Annotated in this window: 18 protein-coding genes; 9 read left to right on the forward strand and 9 right to left on the reverse strand. The window is 69.9% G+C overall.

Features of this window, described 5'->3' with window-relative positions; translation table 11 throughout:
• Window positions 1–13: 13 nt before the first annotated feature.
• Window positions 14–247 (forward strand): Lrp/AsnC ligand binding domain-containing protein, encoded by a 234-nt coding sequence (locus tag ACWDNU_RS04585; RefSeq protein WP_009074118.1) that lies wholly within the window; start codon window positions 14–16, stop codon window positions 245–247.
• A 19-nt stretch (window positions 248–266) separates the two neighbouring features.
• Window positions 267–806 carry a DUF3515 domain-containing protein gene (locus ACWDNU_RS04590; RefSeq protein WP_449667756.1) on the forward strand — a complete coding sequence of 180 codons (540 nt, stop codon included), beginning with the start codon at window positions 267–269 and terminating at the stop codon, window positions 804–806.
• Here the strand turns inward: ACWDNU_RS04590 and ACWDNU_RS04595 are convergent.
• The 4 genes from ACWDNU_RS04595 to pdxR form a co-directional block, all read right to left on the reverse strand.
• Window positions 787–2,127 carry an MFS transporter gene (locus ACWDNU_RS04595; protein ID WP_449667757.1) on the reverse strand — a complete coding sequence of 447 codons (1,341 nt, stop codon included), beginning with the start codon at window positions 2,125–2,127 and terminating at the stop codon, window positions 787–789. The genes ACWDNU_RS04590 and ACWDNU_RS04595 overlap by 20 nt on opposite strands.
• A 231-nt stretch (window positions 2,128–2,358) precedes the next feature.
• Complete coding sequence (locus tag ACWDNU_RS04600; RefSeq protein ID WP_449667758.1) at window positions 2,359–3,456, reverse strand: D-alanine--D-alanine ligase family protein; 1,098 nt, start codon at window positions 3,454–3,456, stop codon at window positions 2,359–2,361.
• Between the two features lie 6 nt (window positions 3,457–3,462).
• Window positions 3,463–4,992: a serine hydrolase domain-containing protein gene (locus ACWDNU_RS04605; protein ID WP_449667759.1), complete on the reverse strand. Its 1,530-nt coding sequence runs from the start codon at window positions 4,990–4,992 to the stop codon at window positions 3,463–3,465.
• A gap of 106 nt (window positions 4,993–5,098) precedes the next feature.
• The gene (gene pdxR / locus ACWDNU_RS04610) at window positions 5,099–6,469 is read right to left on the reverse strand and encodes a MocR-like pyridoxine biosynthesis transcription factor PdxR (protein WP_449667760.1); all 1,371 of its coding nucleotides are present in this window, start codon (window positions 6,467–6,469) and stop codon (window positions 5,099–5,101) included.
• 89 nt (window positions 6,470–6,558) lie between these two features.
• Here pdxR and ACWDNU_RS04615 point away from each other — a divergent pair, with 89 nt between their 5' ends.
• Window positions 6,559–7,233: a pyridoxamine 5'-phosphate oxidase family protein gene (locus ACWDNU_RS04615; RefSeq protein ID WP_370939619.1), complete on the forward strand. Its 675-nt coding sequence runs from the start codon at window positions 6,559–6,561 to the stop codon at window positions 7,231–7,233.
• Here the strand turns inward: ACWDNU_RS04615 and ACWDNU_RS04620 are convergent.
• Together ACWDNU_RS04620 and ACWDNU_RS04625 are read right to left on the reverse strand one after the other, a co-directional pair.
• Entirely contained in the window at window positions 7,205–8,656 is a 1,452-nt protein-coding gene (locus tag ACWDNU_RS04620; protein ID WP_449667761.1) for a sensor histidine kinase, read from the reverse strand. The two genes, ACWDNU_RS04615 and ACWDNU_RS04620, sit on opposite strands and share 29 nt — an antisense overlap.
• A complete protein-coding gene (locus ACWDNU_RS04625) occupies window positions 8,653–9,354 on the reverse strand; it encodes a response regulator transcription factor (protein WP_370939621.1) in 702 nt (233 codons plus the stop codon). Before ACWDNU_RS04625 ends, ACWDNU_RS04620 begins: the two co-directional genes overlap by 4 nt.
• A gap of 163 nt (window positions 9,355–9,517) precedes the next feature.
• Between ACWDNU_RS04625 and ACWDNU_RS04630 the strand changes: the two genes are divergently transcribed.
• The 3 genes from ACWDNU_RS04630 to ACWDNU_RS04640 are packed head-to-tail and all read left to right on the forward strand — an operon-like array spanning window position 9,518 to window position 11,706.
• Complete coding sequence (locus tag ACWDNU_RS04630) at window positions 9,518–9,892, forward strand: VOC family protein (RefSeq protein WP_370939622.1); 375 nt, start codon at window positions 9,518–9,520, stop codon at window positions 9,890–9,892.
• Complete coding sequence (locus tag ACWDNU_RS04635; protein ID WP_449667762.1) at window positions 9,889–10,710, forward strand: class I SAM-dependent methyltransferase; 822 nt, start codon at window positions 9,889–9,891, stop codon at window positions 10,708–10,710. The genes ACWDNU_RS04630 and ACWDNU_RS04635 overlap by 4 nt, the downstream gene beginning before the upstream one ends.
• A gap of 9 nt (window positions 10,711–10,719) precedes the next feature.
• On the forward strand, window positions 10,720–11,706 hold the full coding sequence (locus ACWDNU_RS04640) for an asparaginase (protein ID WP_449667763.1): 987 nt from the start codon (window positions 10,720–10,722) through the stop codon (window positions 11,704–11,706).
• Here ACWDNU_RS04640 and ACWDNU_RS04645 read toward each other — a convergent pair whose 3' ends face one another.
• From ACWDNU_RS04645 to ACWDNU_RS04655, 3 genes are all read right to left on the reverse strand, one after another.
• Complete coding sequence (locus ACWDNU_RS04645) at window positions 11,707–12,186, reverse strand: cysteine dioxygenase (RefSeq protein ID WP_449667764.1); 480 nt, start codon at window positions 12,184–12,186, stop codon at window positions 11,707–11,709.
• Window positions 12,187–12,416: 230 nt separating this feature from the next.
• Complete coding sequence (locus ACWDNU_RS04650) at window positions 12,417–13,442, reverse strand: NAD(P)H-dependent glycerol-3-phosphate dehydrogenase (protein ID WP_370939626.1); 1,026 nt, start codon at window positions 13,440–13,442, stop codon at window positions 12,417–12,419.
• On the reverse strand, window positions 13,442–14,179 hold the full coding sequence (locus ACWDNU_RS04655) for a lysophospholipid acyltransferase family protein (protein ID WP_449667765.1): 738 nt from the start codon (window positions 14,177–14,179) through the stop codon (window positions 13,442–13,444). The genes ACWDNU_RS04650 and ACWDNU_RS04655 overlap by 1 nt, the downstream gene beginning before the upstream one ends.
• A 116-nt stretch (window positions 14,180–14,295) precedes the next feature.
• Between ACWDNU_RS04655 and cofC the strand changes: the two genes are divergently transcribed.
• Genes cofC through ACWDNU_RS04670 form a run of 3 tightly spaced genes read left to right on the forward strand, consistent with a single transcriptional unit; the run spans window position 14,296 to window position 18,354 of the window.
• Entirely contained in the window at window positions 14,296–14,928 is a 633-nt protein-coding gene (gene cofC, locus ACWDNU_RS04660) for a 2-phospho-L-lactate guanylyltransferase (RefSeq protein WP_449667766.1), read from the forward strand.
• Window positions 14,929–14,983: 55 nt separating this feature from the next.
• Complete coding sequence (locus ACWDNU_RS04665) at window positions 14,984–17,410, forward strand: RNA degradosome polyphosphate kinase (RefSeq protein WP_370939629.1); 2,427 nt, start codon at window positions 14,984–14,986, stop codon at window positions 17,408–17,410.
• A complete protein-coding gene (locus ACWDNU_RS04670) occupies window positions 17,407–18,354 on the forward strand; it encodes an NUDIX hydrolase (RefSeq protein WP_370939630.1) in 948 nt (315 codons plus the stop codon). Before ACWDNU_RS04665 ends, ACWDNU_RS04670 begins: the two co-directional genes overlap by 4 nt.
• Window positions 18,355–18,624: the final 270 nt, after the last annotated feature.

The raw sequence follows: 18,624 nt of genomic DNA on the forward strand, positions 1-18,624 counted from the left end.
GAAAGGGCACGCCGTGGTCCACGCATACATCCTCATCCAGACCGAGGTCGGCAAGGCGGCCGCGGTGGCTGCGGAGATCGCCGGGGTCCCGGGCGTGACCAGCTCCGAGGACGTCACCGGCCCGTACGACGTGATCGTGCGCGCCGCCGCGGACACAGTGGACCAGCTCGGCCAGCTCGTCGTCGCCCGCGTGCAGAACGTGGAAGGGATCACGCGCACGCTGACCTGCCCGGTCGTCCACCTCTGACGCGTGGTCCACTGATGCGGTGGCAGACACCGACACCGGGGCTCCGCCGAAGGTCGTCCTCGTCACCGCGTCGTTGCTCGTGGCCGCTTTGGCGGTCGCGGTCGCGGTCGTCGCGCTGACGAAGAGCTCTTCCGGACAGCCCGACCCGAACCAGCCGCTCGCCCTCGTTTCCGTTCCCGCGCCGCAGGCCGGGTCGCCGGACTGCGCGAAGCTGATCGCCGGGGTCCCGGCCACGCTCACGTCGAACGGCAAGGAACTGTCGCCGCGCACGCTCGCCGAGCCCGCGCCGAAGGCCACCGTCGCGTGGGGCGAACCGGATCCGGTCGTGCTGCGCTGCGGCCTCGAACGCCCGCCGGACCTCACCCAGACTTCGCCGCTGCGCGTGGTCAACAAGGTGCAGTGGCTGCAGGTCGAGCAGGGCGACTCGGCCACCTGGTACGCGGTCGACCGGCCGGTCTACCTGGCGCTGACCGTACCGAAGAGCGCGGGAACGGGTCCGCTGCAGACCATTTCGGACGCCATCGCGGCGAAGCTGCCGGTCAAGCCCTTGAAGTTCTAGCCGCGATCGTTTCCAGCGATTCGCCGGTGGTACGCGGCCCGAGCACCGCGACGTCGATCATCAGCAGCACCATCGCGCCCGCGACCACGGCGAACATCGTCGTCGCGCCCGCCGAATGCAGGATCGGCAGCAGCACGAACGGCATCGCGGCCGTCGCGAGCCGGGACAGCGCGTAGGCCGAACCGGCGGCGGTTCCGCGCAGCGACGTCGGGAACAGTTCGCCCTGGTAGGTGTGGAAGGCGTTGGAGAAGACGTTGCTGACGGCGGTGTAGCAGAAGCCGAACACCGCGATCAGCACGCCGGAGGTCGCGTAGCCGAAGGCCAGCCCGAATACCGCCATCGCCGCCGCGCTCGCGACGATCAGCCACTTGCGTTCCAGCCGTTCGATGATCGGGATGGACAGCGCGGAGCCGATCGGATAGCCGAGGAAGGTGAGCGCGGCGAAGGTCAGCGAGCTGACGAGGCCGAAGCCCTTGGCCGCCAGCACAATCGGCACCAGTGAGCCGAAACCGTAGTAGCCGAACGACTGCAGCAGCTGGAACACGTACAGCATCGCCGTGCGCCGGAACCACGGCGGACGCAGCAATGCCGACGCACGCACCGGTTCGGGCGCGGGCGGTTCCGGCTCCGGTTCGGGCAACGGCTGTGGCGCGCTCGCTTCGAGCCTGCGCACGATCTCGTCCGCTTCGCCGATTCTGCCTTGTGCAGCAAGCCAACGCGGTGATTCCGGCAGGGTGAACCGCAGTGCCCACACGATCGCCGCACCCAGCGCGCCGATGATGAACAGCCAGCGCCAGCCGTCGATGCCAAGCGGCGCGTGGCCGACGAGCGCGCGGGCAAGAAATCCGGCAGCGGGGACACCGCAGAAACCGATCGTGTAAGCCCAGGCTGTCGCACGACCGCGGGCGCGAGCGGGCAGCAGGTCGGCGAGGTAAGCGTCGGCGACCGGCAGTTCCGCGCCGATGCCGATCCCGGCGATGAAACGGCAGACCACCAGCATCCACACGTCGGTGCTGAACGCGCCGAGCAGCGTGAACACCGAGTACAGACCCAGGGTAAGCAGGAAAGCGCGCCGTCTGCCGAGCCGGTCGGCGAGCCGGCCGAGGAACACCGCGCCCACGAACGCGCCGACGAACGCCGACGCCAGGACGTACTTCAGCGTCGTCGGGGTGACGCCGAATTCCTTGGTGAGGACGGTGCTGATGGTGGCGGCGAGGAACAGGTCGTAGAGGTCGAAGAAGGTGGCGATGCCGACCACTGCCACGAAGTACCGGTGCCGCCGGGTGACCGGAAGCCGGTCGAGGCGGGAGGCGATCTGCAACGCGCTGTTTTCCTTACGATGGGGACCTGCGGGGCTTGTCGAGGAGCATCGTAAGCACACGCGAGCGGCGCACGCGCGGCTGAGAAGCAGAGCGGTGCTGTGCCGACGCGGCGAGCAGGTTCGTTTCCGGGCAGACGGTGCCGCGCATTCCGGCCAGCCATTCATCGGCCTGCCAGCCACGCATGGGCCGGGGCCGCGAGCGCTGGCCGGGCGAAGCCGCGGATCCGATCGTCAGCGCAGGCCGGTGCCCCGGGCGAGCGCGGTGTCGATCAGCGTCGACAGCAGCGTCGGGTAATCCACCCCGGTCACCTCCCACATCTTCGGGTAGGCGGACTTCGTGGTGAAGCCGGGCATCGTGTTGACCTCGTTGATCACCAGGTCGCCCTCCTCGGTCACGAAGAAGTCGACGCGGGCCAGGCCCTGGCAGTCGAGCGCGCGGAACGCCTCGACGGCCATCGCGCGCAGCCGGTCGGTGAGCGCGTCGTCCAGTTTGGCCGGGATGTCCAGCTCGGCGTCCTCGCCGAGGTACTTGGTTTCGAAGTCGTACCAGGCGTCCTCGCCCTCGGCGAGCACCCGGATCTCGGCCGGCAGCGACGCCTCGACGCGGCCGTCCGGGAATTCCAGCACGCCGCATTCGACCTCGCGCCCGCGCACCGCCGCCTCGACGAGCACCTTCGGGTCGGTGCGCCGGGCCAGTTCGATCGCGGCGTCCAGGTCGGCCCAGTCGGCGACGCGGGAGATGCCGACCGACGAACCGGCGCGCGAGGGCTTCACGAACACCGGCAGGCCAAGGCGTTCGCGGTCCTGTTCGGCCAAAGTGGACTGTCCGCGGCGCAGCGCGGCGTAGGTGCCGACCGGCAGCCCTTCCGCGGCGAGCAGCTTCTTCGCGTATTCCTTGTCCATCGCCGCCGCGCTGGAGAGCACGCCGGGGCCGACGTACGGGAGGTCGGCGAGTTCGAGCAGGCCCTGGATGGTGCCGTCCTCGCCGAAGGCGCCGTGCAGCACCGGGAAGACGACGTCGACAGTACCGAGCACCTCGGTGGCCTGGCCTGGGTCGACCGTGCGCAGCTCGCGGCTGGTCGGATCGCCGGCGAGCACGAACGCGCGGCCGGAGGAGACCGTCGGCAGCTCGCGGCCCTGGATGCTGAGCTGCTTCGGGTCGCCGGTGCCGAGCACCCAGCCGCCGCTGCGCGTAACGCCGACCGGGAGCACCTCGAAGCGGTCCGGATCCAGGTTCGAGATCACACTGCCCGCGGACAGGCACGAGATGGTGTGCTCGCTGCTGCGGCCACCGAACACGACCGCGACCCGGATCTTTTCAGCGCTCATAGCCGGTCACCGTACCGGGTGAGCATGGCCAACAGCGCGCGCCGGGGGTGTCTGCGCTGGTCGCGAGGGTCGAGCCGCTGGTCGGCGACGCGACGAGGCCAGCACGAACCACGCCGCCCCGCGGACCACCAGGAACGCCATCCCGGCCAGCACCAGGACGGTGAAGTCCGGCAACGTCTGGAACGCCACGTCCACCGGCAACCAGCCGCCGTAGCTGAGCATGCCGACCCCGACGAACACCGCCGCGTACAGCGCGGCCGCCGCCACCAGATGTCCGATCAACGGGCGCACTGCGACTCGACCGAAACCCTTGTCCTGCAACAGGTCCGGCAGCTTCCGGGCGCGACGGATCTGTCGGCGGGTCGCCAAAACCATCGCGAGCAGCACTAGGAGAGCGACGCCGTCGATGATCCCGTAAGTCAGCAGGAAGCCGTTGCCGGTTTCCGGGGCCGGTGCGCCCGCGAGCATCGCGAGGGTGTGGTGGAACGGCGCGCCGTTGTCCAGCAGGACCGGGTTGCGCGAGGTCAGCACCACCAGGCCGACGTGGCGGTCCGGCAGGTACCCCAGGTTGGCGTGGTAACGCGTCAGGTCGCCGTCGTGCTGGACGACCGGCTGGCCGTCGAGGATGCCGGTTCCCCAGCCGAATCCGTAGTGGTCGATGCCGTCGATCGCGTGGTCTTCACCGGTCGGGACCGCCGCGCTGTGCATCAGCCGCAGGCTTTCAGCGGACAGCGGCCGGGCGCCGCGGTAGGCGCCGGTCATCTGGAAGGTCAGGTAGCGGCTGAGGTCCTCGGCGGTGGAAACCAGGTAGCCGTCCGGCCGGGCGCCGGGGAAATCCGGTGTTTCGATCGGCACGTTCAGCCCGAACAGCACCGACGAGCCCTCGATCAGGCCCTCGCGGCGGGCGTCGGCGAGGTTGGTGAAGGTGCGGGTCATACCGAGCGGGGCGAGGATGTGCGCCTTGAGGTAATCGGCGTAGCTCTGGCCGGAGACCTGCTCGATCATCAGGCCGAGCGTCGCGTAGTTCTTGTTGCAGTAGTGGAAAACCGTGCCGGGGCGGGACACCGGGACGACGTCGGCGAGTGCGCGGACACGCTGCTCCAGTGTGGTTTCCGGCTCGTAGAGGTCGACAGTCCCCGCTTCGGTCGGCAGGCCGCTGGTCTGGTTCAGCAGCTGCCGCACGGTGACCGGGTCGTTCGATCCGGCGGTGCGGAACCACGGCAGGTAGGCGGTGATCGGGGTGTCCAGGCCGACTTTGCCCGCTTCGACGAGCTGCATGACCGCCAGGGCGGTGAACGATTTGCTCAGCGAGCCAAGGAGAAACGGCGACTGCGGCGTCACGTCCGAGCCGACCGCGCCGGTCGTCACCGTGCCGTCCGCGGCAACCAGCGCGTAGGACGACGGCGGGCCTCCGGCCAGTTCTTCGCGCAAGTGCGCCACCGCAGTGTCTTGTGGCTGCGCCGACGCTGGTGCGGCGAACACCGCCAACGTCACGGCCGCGATCGCTGCCGCCGCCCACCGAATCCGCCGAGTCATCCCGCGCTCCTCCGTGCTCCGAACTGATCGGCAAAAGCCTCGCGGAGCAGCGGATCCGGCACCATGAAGCTGACCGGCGGACCGAAGGTAGGGCTGGCCCCCGTGCTCAGCGGAGAAGATCGACCAGCGTCGGCACCGCCGCCATCAACGCCTCCCGCGAGCAGCCCGCGTATCCCAGCGCGATGCCGTGCGTCGTCGGCGTCCCGGCGAAATGCCGCGCCAACCCGTCGAGCCGGATCGAATGCTTTTCCGCCGCGGCGATCAACTGCGCCTCCGCCTCGGCGCTTTCCGCCGGCACCACCAGATGCGCACCGGCGTCGTCGCCGACGAACGGGATCCCGGCGTTCGACAGCGCGGCCACCAAAACCGTCCGGCGTTCAGCCATTTCCCGGCGTAGCTTCCGCAGGTGCCGTCCCAAATCGCCGGTGCGGGCCAGTTCGACCAGCACCCGTTGCCCCGCTGGCGACGGACGGGTGCCGGTGAGATCTCGGTACGCCAGCACGGAATCCGCGACCGCGGCGGGTGCGACGAGCCAGCCCGCACCGAGCGTCGGAGTGAGGATTTTGCTGGTGGTCCCGAGGTGCACGACGACGTCCGGAGCGAGCGCGGCCAGCATCGGCAGCGGGGCGACGTCGAAGCGCAGCTCGCCGTCGTAGTCGTCCTCGATGACCAGCATGCCTTCCGCACGAGCGCGTTCCACGAGCTGCACGCGCCGGGCCGCGCTCATCCGGCTGCCCATCGGGTACTGGTGCGCGGGCGAACAGTAAACCGCGCGCGCCCCGGCGGGAATCGCGTCCGGGCGCAGGCCTTCCTCATCCACCGGCACGCCCACGACGGTGAGCCCGGCCTGCCGGAACGCTTGCACCGCACGCTGATAACCCGGTTCCTCGAAAGCAACGACCGCACCTCGGCGCAACACCGCTGCGGCAAGCTCCACGACAGCCGCGGTGGTACCGCCGGTCGCCAGCACCGAGCCCGCCGCCAGACCACGGTGGCGCAACAGATGCTCCGACACAGTTGCGCGGTACTCGGGTAGCCCGGCTCGATGCGCGCGAGTGAGCGGCTCCGGGTCGGCGGCTGCCCGCCACGCCCGCCGCCACGCCGCGCGATCGAGCCCGCCAGCCCACGGCGCGCCCGGCGTGAGGTCGAGCACCGGGGTCGACTCCGGCTCGGCGAGCAGCGAACCGGGCACCGTTACGGACGCGGCGGCGCGGGTCGGCGGAGTCGTCACGTACGTGCCAGAGCCGTGCCGTCCGGCGATCCAGCCCTCCGCGTGGAGCTGCTCGTACGCGGCGGAAGTGACCGTGCGCGAGACACCGAGCCGCTCGGCCAGCGCGCGCGTGGACGGCAGCCGGTCGCCGCCGCGGAGATGCCCGCCGGCGGCGGCTTCGCGCAGCGCGTCGGCCAGCTGCACGGCCAGCGGGGTGGCCGCGTCGCGGTCGAGACTCACCGGCAGGGCGGTGTCGGCGTAGGACACGGCGGACCTCCGATACAGCGAAGTGGACTTCTCAAGTGTAGAAGAAGTGGACATTCAACGTAGCCACTTGCCCGCCGCACACTGAACGCATGAGCAGCCTTTCGCCCACCGAACGCACCACGCTCGGCCGCAAACGCCACCGCGCCGCCAGCGAACGCGCCGCGCTGCACGCCGTGCTCGACGAGGCGCTGATCTGCCACCTCGGCGTGGTCCGCGACGGCGTCCCGCTCGTGCTGCCCACCGGATACGGCCGCGACGGCGACACCCTGTACTTGCATGGTTCCACGGGCGCGGCCAGTCTGCGAGCCGCCACCGGGGAAACCGACGTCTGCGTGACCGTCACCCTGCTCGACGGCATCGTCTACTGCCGCTCGGTGAACAACCACTCGGTCAACTACCGCAGCGCGGTGATCCTCGGCAAGGCCCGCCTGGTGACCGACCCGGACGAGAAAATGCGCGGCCTGCACGTGCTCACCGACCACCTCTCCCCCGGTTCGTGGGAGCACGCGCGGCCGGTGAACAAGAAAGAGTTCGCAGCGGTTTCGGTCATCGCGCTCGATCTGGCTGAAGCGTCGGTGAAGCTCCGCGCCGAAGGACCCGACGACGAGCCCGAGGACGTCACCGCGAACGCTGCTTGGGCCGGGGTGCTGCCGGTGCGCACGGTGTTCGGCGAACCCGAACCCTCCGCTGATCTGCCGTCGGGCTGGACCGTGCCCGAACACGTCGCCGCACGCGTCACGAAGACAACGGCAACCGCACGGTAAACACCGTCCGGCCAGGGCGGCTCTCCAGCGAAACCGTCCCGCCGTGCTCCACCACCAGCGAATGCACCACCGACAACCCCAGCCCGGTCCCGCCAGCGGCCCGGGTGCGGGAGTTGTCGACGCGATAGAACCGGTCGAAGATCCGCTGCTGATCCTCCGGCGAAATCCCCGGCCCGGCATCGGTGACGGTGGCGACCGCCATTCCGTCCGCCACCGTCACCGCCAGCTCCACCGGAGTTCCCTCCGCCGTATGCACAGCCGCGTTCGCCAGCAGGTTGTCCAAGACTTGCCGCACTCGCGCCGGATCCGCGTGCAGCACCACGGGTTCCTCCGGAATCGACACCGTCAGCGGATACCCCGGACGACCGGCCCGGAACGCGTCCGCGGCCGCCGCGGCGACCTCGGTGAGATCCATTCGCCGCGGACGCACCGGCGGTTCGACATCGCGCGCGTCAAGACGGGCGAGCAGCAGCAAATCGTCCACCAGCACGCTCATCCGCGCGGTCTCGGCCCGGATCTTCTCCAGATGCGCCTCGCGTTCCTCCGGCTCATTCGCCGCGGCGTAACGGAAAAGGTCGGCATAGCCGCGGATCGACGTCAACGGCGTCCGCAATTCATGCGAAGCATCAGCGACAAACCGGCGCAGTCGATCGTTCGCCTCGGTGCGCGCCGCCAGCGACGACTCGATGTGGCTCAGCATCAAGTTGAACGCCGTCCGCAACTCTTCGACCTCCGCACCGCCGCCAGTGCCGGACGCGCGCACCGGCAAGTCCGCGGTCGCGGTGAGGTCGTGCGAAGCGATGTCGTGCGCGGTACCGGCCATGTCCGACAACGGCCGCAATCCGCGTCGCAGCACCACTCGCCCGGCGACGACGAGAATCGCCAGCGCGATCAGGAACGCGATCACTTCGATCAACATCAACTGCTGCACGGTGTTGTCGAGGTCGGCCTGCGGCGCGGCACTCAGCAGCACGGTGCCGGTCCCGTTCTGCGAAGTCTCCACCGGACACGCCCGGACGCGGTAAGAACCCTGGCCCGGCAAGGCAATCGTGCGGAACTGGTCGCCGCCGGTCGCTTCTTCGGCGACCTGTGCCAGCGGCCGGACGTCGTTCGGCAGCGTGCTGCCCGGCTGCGGGACGGCATGCCCGTCCCGGACGTCGAAAACCGCCGAATACCAGGAGTAGACGACTTCCGGATTGTCCTTCGACTCGCGCAGATGCGGCACCTGCGCGACCTGGCTGGTCTTGAGCTGCTCGTCGAGCCGCCGGTTGAGGTAGTCGTGCATCAGCTCGACGGTCAGCGCGCCGACGATCGCGAACACCACCAGCGACAGCGCGCCCAGCCCGAACGCCAGCCGCGTGCCCAGTCTCGAGGCGCGCCAAGCCCGGTACCACCGGCGAGCCCAGCGCCCGATCCGGTTCACCGCTCCGCCTGTCGCACGGAGTACCCGACGCCGCGCACGGTGTGGATCAGCGGTTCGGCCTCGGTGTCGAGCTTGCGCCGCAACCGGGAGATCGCGAGTTCGACCACATTGGACCGTCCGCCGAAGTCGTACTCCCACACGTGGTCGAGAATCTGCGCCTTCGTGAGCACCGCCGGCGAGCGCCGCATCAAGTAGCGCAGCAGTTCGTACTCGGTCGGGGTCAGTTCGGCTAGCTGACCACCGCGGCGGACCTCGTGCGTCTCCTCGTCCAACGTGAGGTCGCCTACCTGCAGCACAACCGTGCGCGTGTCCGGCTTTTCGGACGTCCGCCGCAGCACCGCGCGCAGCCGCGCCATCAGCTCCTCGACGGAGAACGGTTTGACGAGGTAGTCGTCACCCCCACGGGTGAGGCCGGCGATGCGGTCGGCGGTCGCGTCCTTCGCCGTCAGGAACACCACCGGGACCTCGTCGTGCTTCTCGCGCAGCTTGTCGAGCACGGTGAACCCGTCGAAATCCGGCAGCATGAGGTCGAGCACGACGATGTCGGGAGCGAACTCCGCGGCGCGCGCGAGCGCGTCGGCGCCGCACCCGGCTGTCACGGCCTGCCAACCCTCGTAACGGGCGACGGTCGCGACCAGGTCGGCGATGTGCGGCTCGTCGTCCACGACGAGCAGCCGCACCGGGTTCGGGTTCTCCACTCTGCCATCCTCCGCGACGTCCGCGCGGGCGCGCGAGCCGAACCCCCAGCTGACAGCCACTCGACAGGTTCGCCGCCGCGGCGAAGATCCGGAAACCTCTCGCGCGCATCGGGCATTCCGGGCAGACTCCGAACCGGCATCCGCCCCGAGCTCAAGGAATTCGATGACTTCTTACGTGGACAACATCACCGTCGACTGCGCCGACCCGTGGGAGCTGGCCCAGTTCTGGACCCAGGTGACCGGCCGCCCGGTCGGCGAGGACGACAAACCGGGCGAGGAGGAGATCGGCGTCACGCTCGACTCCGGCGTCACCCTGCTGTTCATCGCTGTTCCGGAACCCAAGACGATCAAGAACCGGCTGCACGTCTGTCTCAAGCCGGACAACGGGACCCGCGACGAAGAGGTCGAGCGGCTGCTCGAAATCGGCGCGACGCTGCACTCCGACCATCGCCGCGAGGACGGCAGCGGCTGGGTCGTCCTGCAGGACCCGGAAGGCAACGAGTTCTGCGTGCAGCGCAGCGTGGCGGAGACGGCGTGACGGATTCGTTCGAGATCAACCGCGCCAACTGGGACGACCGGGCGCCGATCCACGCGCGCTCGGCGTACTACGAGTTCGACAAGTTCAAGGCCGATCCCGCGCACCTGAGCCAGATCGTGCGCTTCGACCAGCCGCGCCTCGGCGACGTTTCCGGGCTGCGCACCGTGCACCTGCAATGCCACATCGGCACGGACACGCTGTCGCTGCACCGGCTCGGCGCCAAGGTCTCTGGTCTGGACCTTTCCCCGGCGTCGCTCGCCGAGGCGCGCAAGCTCGCCGACGCCACCGGCGCGGACATCGACTACCACGAGGCGAACGTCTACGACGCGGTGAAAGTGTTCGGCGAGAACGCGTTCGACCTGGTGTACACCGGGATCGGCGCGCTCTGCTGGCTGCCGAAGATCGCGCCGTGGGCGGAGGTCGTCGCGCGCTTGCTGCGGCCGGGCGGACGGCTGTTCCTGCGAGAAGGCCACCCGATGCTGTGGACGCTCGACGAGGAATCCGAACGCGCGTGGCCGAAGTACGACTACTTCGAGCACGACGAACCGCTCGTCTTCAGCGACGACACCACGTACGTCGACACCGACGAACCGGTGAACACGACGACCACGCACAGCTGGAACCATTCGCTCGGCGAGATCGTCACCGCGCTGCTCGACCAGGGTCTGATCCTGACCGGGCTGACCGAGCACGACACCGCGGCGTGGAACGCGCTGCCGAACGAAATGGAAGAGGCCGGCGGCGGCGAATGGCGGCTGCGCGACAACCCGCGCCGGATCGCCGCGAGCTACACCCTGCAGGCGCGAAAGCCCGCATAGAGTGCGGGCATGACTCGCATCGCCGTCGCCGCGCTGGGCGGCACCATCTCGATGGCTCCCGGACGTTCGATCGAAGACGGCGTCGTGCCGCGGCTGAGCGCCGAGGATCTGCTGGGAGACCTCGGTTCCCGGCTGCCGATGGAGGTCACCGCGGCGACGCTCGCCGGGCTGTCGAGTTCGTCGATGGACTACGCGACGCTCGCGCGGACGCGGCAGTGGGGCATCGAGCAGATCGAGGCGGGCGCGGACGGTCTCGTGGTGGTGCAGGGCACGGACACGCTGGAGGAAACGGCGTACCTGTTCGACCTCACGTGGCCGTCCGACGCGCCGGTGGTGATCACCGGCGCGATGCGGAACCCGAGCCTGCCCAGCCCGGACGGCCAGGCGAACATCCTCGCCGCGCTCACCGTCGCCGCCGATCCGCGCAGCCGCGGCCGGGGCGCACTGGTCGCGTTCAACGACGACGTGCACGCGTCGCGGTGGGTGCGGAAGACGCATTCCAGCCACGTCGAAACGTTTTCGTCGCGGCCCGCGGGTCCCCTCGGCATGGTCGCCGAGGGAGCGGTGCATTACTTCCACCCGTCGCCGCCACGCCTGCCGGTGCTGCCGGGAGCCGAGAATGTCGATCTCGTTCCGCTGCTGGAATCCGGGCTCGACGATTCGGGCGAACTGCTGTCGATGGTGCTCAAGGGCGGCGCGCGCGGCGTCGTGGTCGCTGCCAACGGCGTCGGACACGTATCGACGGGAACAGCGGACGTGATCGCCGCCGCAGAAGTACCGATCGTGGTCGCGTCCCGGACCGGCGCGGGCCCGACTTTCCGCAGCACGTACGGGTTTCACGGGTCCGAATCGAGCCTGATCCGCATGGGCGCGACGATGGCGGGCTGGCTGTGCCCGCGGAAATCGCGGATCCTGCTGCAGGTTCTGCTCGCCGCGGGCGTCGGCCGCGAGGAGATCGAACGGCAGTTCAGGCTGCGCGGCGACCTCGACCGCTGATCACACCCGGGACGGACCATCCACCGGATTCGCCTGGTACGACCGCATCTGCCGGCCGCCCTGACGGTAGACGTGCACGCTGATCGCCGGGTCCGGGCCGTCGTTGCGCACCTCGTGCACGTAGCCCGGCCCGAATACCCGCGACTGCCCGGCGCTCAAACCGTGCACCTCGGTCACCGCGCGCCCGCCCGGGGCACGCCGCGCGACGGTTTCGGTCAGCCGCCCGGACACGACGGTGAACGCGCCGGTCGCGAAGGCGTGGTCGTGCAGGTCGGTGTACTGGCCGGGAAGCCAGCTGAGCAGCCAGATCTCCTGGTCCTCAGTGCGTTCGACCAGCGCCGAGAACCGCTCGTCGGGGTCGTAGCGCAGGAGGCTGCCCCAGCGTTCCCGGTCGGCGGCCACGTCGACGGCGACGCGGACCGGGTGGCGCAGGGCGGGGTTCTCGGGACGCAGCAGGGTGTTGTCCGGAACGGCGAACATGAAAGAAAGTCCTCACGGGAAGAAGAAGGGGTGTCGAGCTGGGCCGGGCTGGGTTCACCGACAACAGCGACACGACATGCCCATGACGGGGCGGAGGTCGTCAGACCCCGGCCGCATCGTCATCTCGCACGTCAGCATGCCGCACAGAGAACCAGCCCCGGACCGCCCGGTCAACCCGTCTCACCCCCTGGACCGCGCCTGGTGAGGGCGGGTTCACACCCGGGAGGCGCTCAGCTCCACTCCGGCTTCCGCGACCGTCCGAGCAGCTCCGCGCCCGCCTGCCGCGGGTCGACGCCCTCGTGGCACACCCGGTACATCGCGTCAGTGATCGGCATGTCGACCCCGGCCCGCTGCGCCAGTTCCCGGATCGACGAGCACGACGCGACCCCCTCCGCGACCTGTCCGCCGGTCGCCGACTGTGCCTCGGCCAGCGTTTCGCCGCGGCCGAGCCGTTCGCCGAAGGTGCGGTTGCGCGACAACGGCGACGAGCACGTCGCCACCAGGTCGCCGAGCCCGGCGAGACCGGCGAAGGTCAGCGGGTCCGCGCCGAGTTTCGCGCCGAGCCGCGCCATTTCGGCGAGACCGCGCGTGATGAGCGTGGCCATCGTGTTCGCGCCCAAGCCCATCCCGGCGGCCATCCCGCAGCTGAGCGCGATCACGTTCTTGCACGCGCCGCCCAGCTCGCAGCCCACCACGTCGGTGTTGGTGTAGGGCCGGAAATACTGGTTCGACGTCGCCTGCTGCACCGCTTTCGCCCGCTCGTGATCGGCGCACGCGAGCACCGCGGCGGCAGGCTGTCCGTCGGCGATCTCGCGGGCCAGGTTCGGCCCGGACACCACCACGATCTCGCCCGGATCGACGCGAGCGAGTTCGGCGATCACCTCGCTCATCCGCTTGAGCGTGCCCAGTTCCACGCCCTTGGCCAGGCTGACCAGGATCGCCTCGGGCGGCAGCAGCGGCTGCCAGCCGGTGAGGTTCGCGCGCAGGCTCTGGCTCGGCACCCCGAGCACCACCGCCTGCGCGCCGTCCAAAGCCGCGGCCGCGTCGGCGGTCGCGGTGATCCGCTCCGGCAACGGCGTTCCCGGCAGATACGACTCGTTGGTGTGCCGCTCCCGGATCTCCTCCGCGACGCTTTCCCGGCGCGCCCACATCGTGACGTCCCGGCCCGCGTCGCCGAGCACCTTCGCGAACGCGGTGCCCCACGAACCCGCGCCGAGCACGGTGACCCGTTGCACGTCAGCGGCGAAACCCGCCATCAGGCACCGTCCTCCGGCTTCTTGGTCTCCTGCGCGGCGTCGGTGTCCGGCTTCTTCACCGGCGGTTCCTCCTGCCGGATCTCGACCAGCAGCCGGGTCACCTCGTCCATCAGCACGGCGGTGACCTCGCGCAGCATCGAGGCGCTGCGCGGGTTCCCGCCCCGGTACGCGGACAGGTCGATCGGGTCGCCGACCAGGTGCGTCACCGTCTTGCGCGGGAACGGCGTGAACTTCTTGGTGTAGCCGTTGAAGATCTTGTTCGTGCCCCAGCGCGCGATCGGGATCACCGGCACGTCGTTCTGCAGCGCCAGCCGCGCCGCGCCGCTGTAGGCCTCCTTCGGCCAGCCCAGCGGGTCCTTCGTGATGGTGCCCTCGGGGTAGATCACGATGACCTTGCCCTCCTCGAGCGCCTGGTGCGCGGCCTTGAGGCTGTCGCCGGCCGCGCTCGACCCGCGCGCCACCGGGATCTGCCCGGAGCCGGTCACGATCCGGCCGAAGATCGGCACGTCCTTGAGGCTCGCCTTGAGGAAGAACCGCGGCACCCGCTTCTGCCGGTGCACGAACACCGCGTCGACCGCCGGGTCGAGGTGCGAGATGTGGTTCATCACCAGGATCGCGGGCCCTTCCCGGGGGATTTTCTCCGCGCCGAGGTACACCCGTTTGCCGATCGCGGTCAGCGGGTAGAACGCGGCGGCGGCCAGCCCCACCCAGAATCCGCCCTTCTCACGCCGTGCCACAGTTCTCCTCCTCGGATCGCCTCTGCTCCGGGTGATCCTGCCGCCCGCGGGTTCGCGCAGTCCAGGGAGGGTGCGCTCATGCACGCGTCCGGCGGGTTTCGGGTAAAGATGGACAGGTGGACGCAGACCTGGTCATGCCGCTGAAACCGCCGCGCACGGGGAAGTCCCGGCTGCGCGGGGCGGTCGCCGCGCACCGGCACGCCGAACTGGTGCTGGCGCTGGCCTGCGACACCCTCGCCGCGGTCACGTCGGTCGCCGGGGTCCGGCGCGTGCTCGTCGTCACCGCCGATCCGGCCGTGCTGTCCGAATTGGCCGGTCTCGGCGTCGAACTGGTCGCCGAACCGGCGGGCGGCGGGCTCAACGAAGCGTTGCGGCACGGCGCGGAGCTGCTGCGCGCGGACGCGCCGGACGGAGTAGTCGGCGCGCTCCAAGCGGATCTCCCCGCGTTGCGCGCGGTGGATCTGGAGCAGGCGCTGACCGAAGCCGCGGGCCGCCGTGCGGTGGTGTTCGACCGGCAAGGCACCGGGACCACGCTGTTGCTGTCCGCTCCGGGAAAACCGCTCGACCCGCGGTTCGGCGCCGGCTCCGCGGAACTGCATCGCGCGTCCGGTGCGATTCCGCTCACCCAGGCGCTGCCTTCGCTGCGCAGCGACGTCGACACCGAAGATGATCTCCGCCACGCCGCGAAGCTCGGTCTCGGGAAGCGCACCGCGGCATTACTCCCGGCCGAACGGGCGCAATCGCGCTGACGTGTTCACTCGACCTTCATCGCGGCCTGCGCAAACCGCGGCTTCGTAGTGAACAATGGGCAGCGTGAGCACAGAAGACGGCAGCACTCCGGCCCGGCGGCGCGTGAAGAGCGGCAGCAGCGCGACCCCCTCGTCCCCGGCCCCGCGCTCCGCGGGCAGGAAGGCGACCTCGCGCGGGAACGCCGACTCCGCCGCGGCCCGTCAGGCGAAACCCAAGGCAGCTTCGGCGGAAGACAACGCCAAACCGGCCAAGCGCAAGCCCGCCGCGTCGAGCGCGCTGCGCACCACGGCGAAGAAACCCCCCGCGCCGCCCGCCGTCACCAAGGCCGCCGTGCGGCCGCGCCGGACCACGACCGAGAGCGGCGAGGAATTCCGCTCCGTTCCGTCGGCCCCGCCCGCCGTCACGTCCGCGCCCACCGCCGTCGAGTCGCTTCCCGACGACCGTTATTTCAACCGCGAGCTTTCCTGGCTCGACTTCAACGCCCGCGTGCTCGCGCTGGCCGAGGACGAATCGCAGCCGCTGCTCGAGCGCGCGAAGTTCCTCGCCATTTTCGCGTCCAATTTGGACGAGTTCTACATGGTCCGGGTCGCCGGGCTGAAACGGCGCGACGGCACCGGCCTGTCGGTGCGCAGCGCGGACGGGCTCACGCCGCGCGAACAGCTGGACTACATCGCCAAGCGCAACCAGGACCTGGTCGAGCGGCACACCGCCGCGTTCGAGGACCACCTGCGCCCGCAATTGGCCGAGCAGGACATCCGGCTCGTCGGCTGGGCCGACCTGTCCGGGGCCGACCAGCTCCGGCTGTCGAGCTACTTCTCCGAGCAGATCTTCCCGGTGCTCACCCCGCTCGCGGTAGACCCGGCACACCCGTTCCCGTACATCTCGGGGCTGTCGCTCAACCTCGCGGTCACCGTGCGGGATCCCCAAGGCGGGCTCGAACGGTTCGCGCGCGTGAAGGTGCCGAGCAACGTGCCGCGGCTGATGCGCGTGGAAACCGAACGCGGCAGCCGGACCGCCACCTTCCTTCCGCTCGAGGAACTGATCTCCGCGCACCTGAGCGATCTGTTCACCGGCATGGAGGTCACCGAGCACCACGTCTTCCGCGTCACCCGCAACGCCGACTTCGAGGTCGAGGAAGACCGCGACGAGGACCTGTTGCAGGCGCTGGAACGCGAGCTGGCGCAACGCCGGTTCGGCCCGCCGGTGCGGCTCGAAGTGGCGCAGGACATGAGCGAGCACATGCTCGAACTGCTGCTGCGCGAGCTGGAAGTCGACCCCGAGGACGTCGTCGAGGTGCCCGGGCTGCTCGACCTCACCTGCCTGTTCCAGCTGTCCGGGGTCGACCGCAAGGAACTGAAGGACCGGCCGTTCGTGCCCGCGACGCATCCGGCGTTCGGCGAACGCGAGACGCCCAAGAGCGTTTTCGCGACGCTGCGCGAGGGCGACGTCCTGGTGCACCACCCGTACGATTCGTTCTCCACGAGCGTGCAGCGGTTCATCGAACAGGCCGCGGCCGATTCGAAGGTGCTGGCGATCAAGCAGACGCTGTACCGGACGTCCGGCGATTCGCCGATCGTGGACGCGCTGATCGACGCCGCCGAGGCGGGCAAGCAGGTCGTGGCGCTGGTGGAGATCAAGGCGCGGTTCGACGAGCAGGCCAACATCACCTGGGCGCGCACGCTGGAACGCGCGGGCGTGCACGTCGTGTACGGCTTGGTGGGCCTCAAAACGCACTGCAAGGTGTCGATGGTGGTGCGGCAGGAGGGGTCGACCATCCGCCGCTACTGCCACATCGGCACCGGCAACTACAACCCGAAGACCGCGCGGCTGTACGAAGACCTCGGCCTGCTCACCGCGGACCCGAGCATCGGCGCGGACATCACGGACCTGTTCAACGTCCTCACCGGCTACTCGCGCCAGGACACCTACCGCACGATCCTCACGTCGCCGCACGGCATCCGCCGCGGCATCGTGCGCGCGATCGGCGAGGAGATCGAACTCGCGCGCGCCGGGCTCGAAGCGGGCATCCGGATCAAGTGCAACTCGCTCGTCGACGAGCAGGTGATCGACGCGCTGTACCACGCTTCGCAAGCCGGCGTTCCGGTCGACGTGGTGGTGCGCGGGATCTGCTCGCTGAAGCCGGGCGTCGAAGGCTTGAGCGAGAACATCCGCGTCCGCTCGATCCTCGGCCGGTTCCTCGAGCATTCGCGGGTGTTCCACTTCCGCGCGGGCGGCACGCACTGGATCGGCAGCGCGGACATGATGCACCGCAACCTCGACCGCCGGATCGAGGCGCTGGTGCGGGTCAAGGACCCGAGGCTGACCCGGCAACTGGACGACGTATTCGATTCGGCGCTCGACCCGCACACGCGCTGCTGGGTCCTCAGTTCCTCAGGCGAATGGCAGCCGTTCCCGGCCGCCGGTTCGCAGGTGCGCGACCACCAGCTCGAACTCGCGAAGCGGCACGGGGCCGTCGGATGAGCGTGGACGTCCGGGCCGCCGGCGCGGTGCTCTGGCGCCGCGCCGGGGACGGGTTCGAGGTCGCCCTCGTGCACCGGCCCCGCTACGACGATTGGTCGCTGCCGAAGGGAAAGGTCGACCCCGGCGAGACGATCGCGGCCACCGCGGTGCGCGAGATCGCCGAGGAGACCGGATTCCGCGCGGTGCTGGGCCGCTATGTCGCCCAGACGAGGTACGAGGTCCCCGCGAAGAACAATGGGCGGCTGCTGAACAAGAGCGTCGACTACTTCAGCGGCGAAGCCGTTTCCGGAGCCTTCGAGCCCAACGAAGAGGTCGACGAACTGCGCTGGCTGGACCCGGTCGCGGCCGAGCAGCTGCTCACGCGACCGGCGGATGTCCGGGTGCTGCGCGAGTTCTGCGCCCTCCCGCCCGCGCCGACGACCGTGTTGCTGGTGCGCCACGCCAAAGCGGGCAAACGCGAAGACTGGACCGGCGACGACGACCTCCGCCCGCTCTCTGAGGCGGGTCAACGCCAAGCCGCGGCACTGCGAGACCTGCTGCCGCTCTTCGGCCCCGACCGGGTGTTCTCCGCCCCGCGGCTGCGGTGCGTGCAGACCGTCGGCGGAGTCGCGGACGCACTCGGCGTCGAGGTCGCGCACGAGCCGCTGCTGTCGGAAGAGGGCTACTGGCCCGACCCCCTGCTGGGAATCCGCCGCCTGCTGGCGATCGCGGCCGAGGGAGGCACTCCCCTCATCAGCAGCCAGGGCGGGGTGATCCCGGACCTGGTGAGCGCTCTGGCCGACCGGGACGGCCTTGAGCTGCCCGCCGCCCGCGACGGAGTGGTGCCGAGCAAGAAGGGCTCGCTGTGGGTCCTGTCTTTCTGTCCCGGCGACGACGGACCGGTTCTGGTGGGCGCGGATTATTACCCGAGCCCCCTTCCCGCTCCGGTGCCCTCGGCAAGCTGATCTTTTCGCGGGGCCCGGCGTCGCTTCGGCGGCGCCGGGCCCTTCTCATAAGCGCGGCTGTCCGCCATTCGCCGGGCCGCGGATTCTATAGAGACCGATATTGCTGAGCGGCGCTCAGGACTTATCCCCGGTCCCGGCATAAGCGACGTCCGAGACAGCCCCTCGGGAGGGTTTAATTACCCCGGCGGGGATTTATCTCCGGCCGTCGGATTAGCCAATCCGATTGCCTTCCCGGCCCGGCTCGGCAGGCGGCCGCGACCGTCTGGAACT

It is taken from the genome of Amycolatopsis sp. NPDC003676, from assembly GCF_053587275.1.

Bases quoted from the DNA above. Each gene is read 5' to 3' on its own strand.
- ACWDNU_RS04600 (WP_449667758.1), bottom strand. From the start codon at position 3,456: ATGAGCGCTGAAAAGATCCGGGTCGCGGTCGTGTTCGGTGGCCGCAGC.
- ACWDNU_RS04605 (WP_449667759.1), bottom strand. From the start codon at position 4,992: ATGACTCGGCGGATTCGGTGGGCGGCGGCAGCGATCGCGGCCGTGACG.
- ACWDNU_RS04615 (WP_370939619.1), top strand. From the start codon at position 6,559: ATGAGCAGCCTTTCGCCCACCGAACGCACCACGCTCGGCCGCAAACGC.
- ACWDNU_RS04630 (WP_370939622.1), top strand. From the start codon at position 9,518: ATGACTTCTTACGTGGACAACATCACCGTCGACTGCGCCGACCCGTGG.
- ACWDNU_RS04640 (WP_449667763.1), top strand. From the start codon at position 10,720: ATGACTCGCATCGCCGTCGCCGCGCTGGGCGGCACCATCTCGATGGCT.
- ACWDNU_RS04645 (WP_449667764.1), bottom strand. From the start codon at position 12,186: ATGTTCGCCGTTCCGGACAACACCCTGCTGCGTCCCGAGAACCCCGCC.
- ACWDNU_RS04650 (WP_370939626.1), bottom strand. From the start codon at position 13,442: ATGGCGGGTTTCGCCGCTGACGTGCAACGGGTCACCGTGCTCGGCGCG.
- ACWDNU_RS04665 (WP_370939629.1), top strand. From the start codon at position 14,984: ATGGGCAGCGTGAGCACAGAAGACGGCAGCACTCCGGCCCGGCGGCGC.
- ACWDNU_RS04670 (WP_370939630.1), top strand. From the start codon at position 17,407: ATGAGCGTGGACGTCCGGGCCGCCGGCGCGGTGCTCTGGCGCCGCGCC.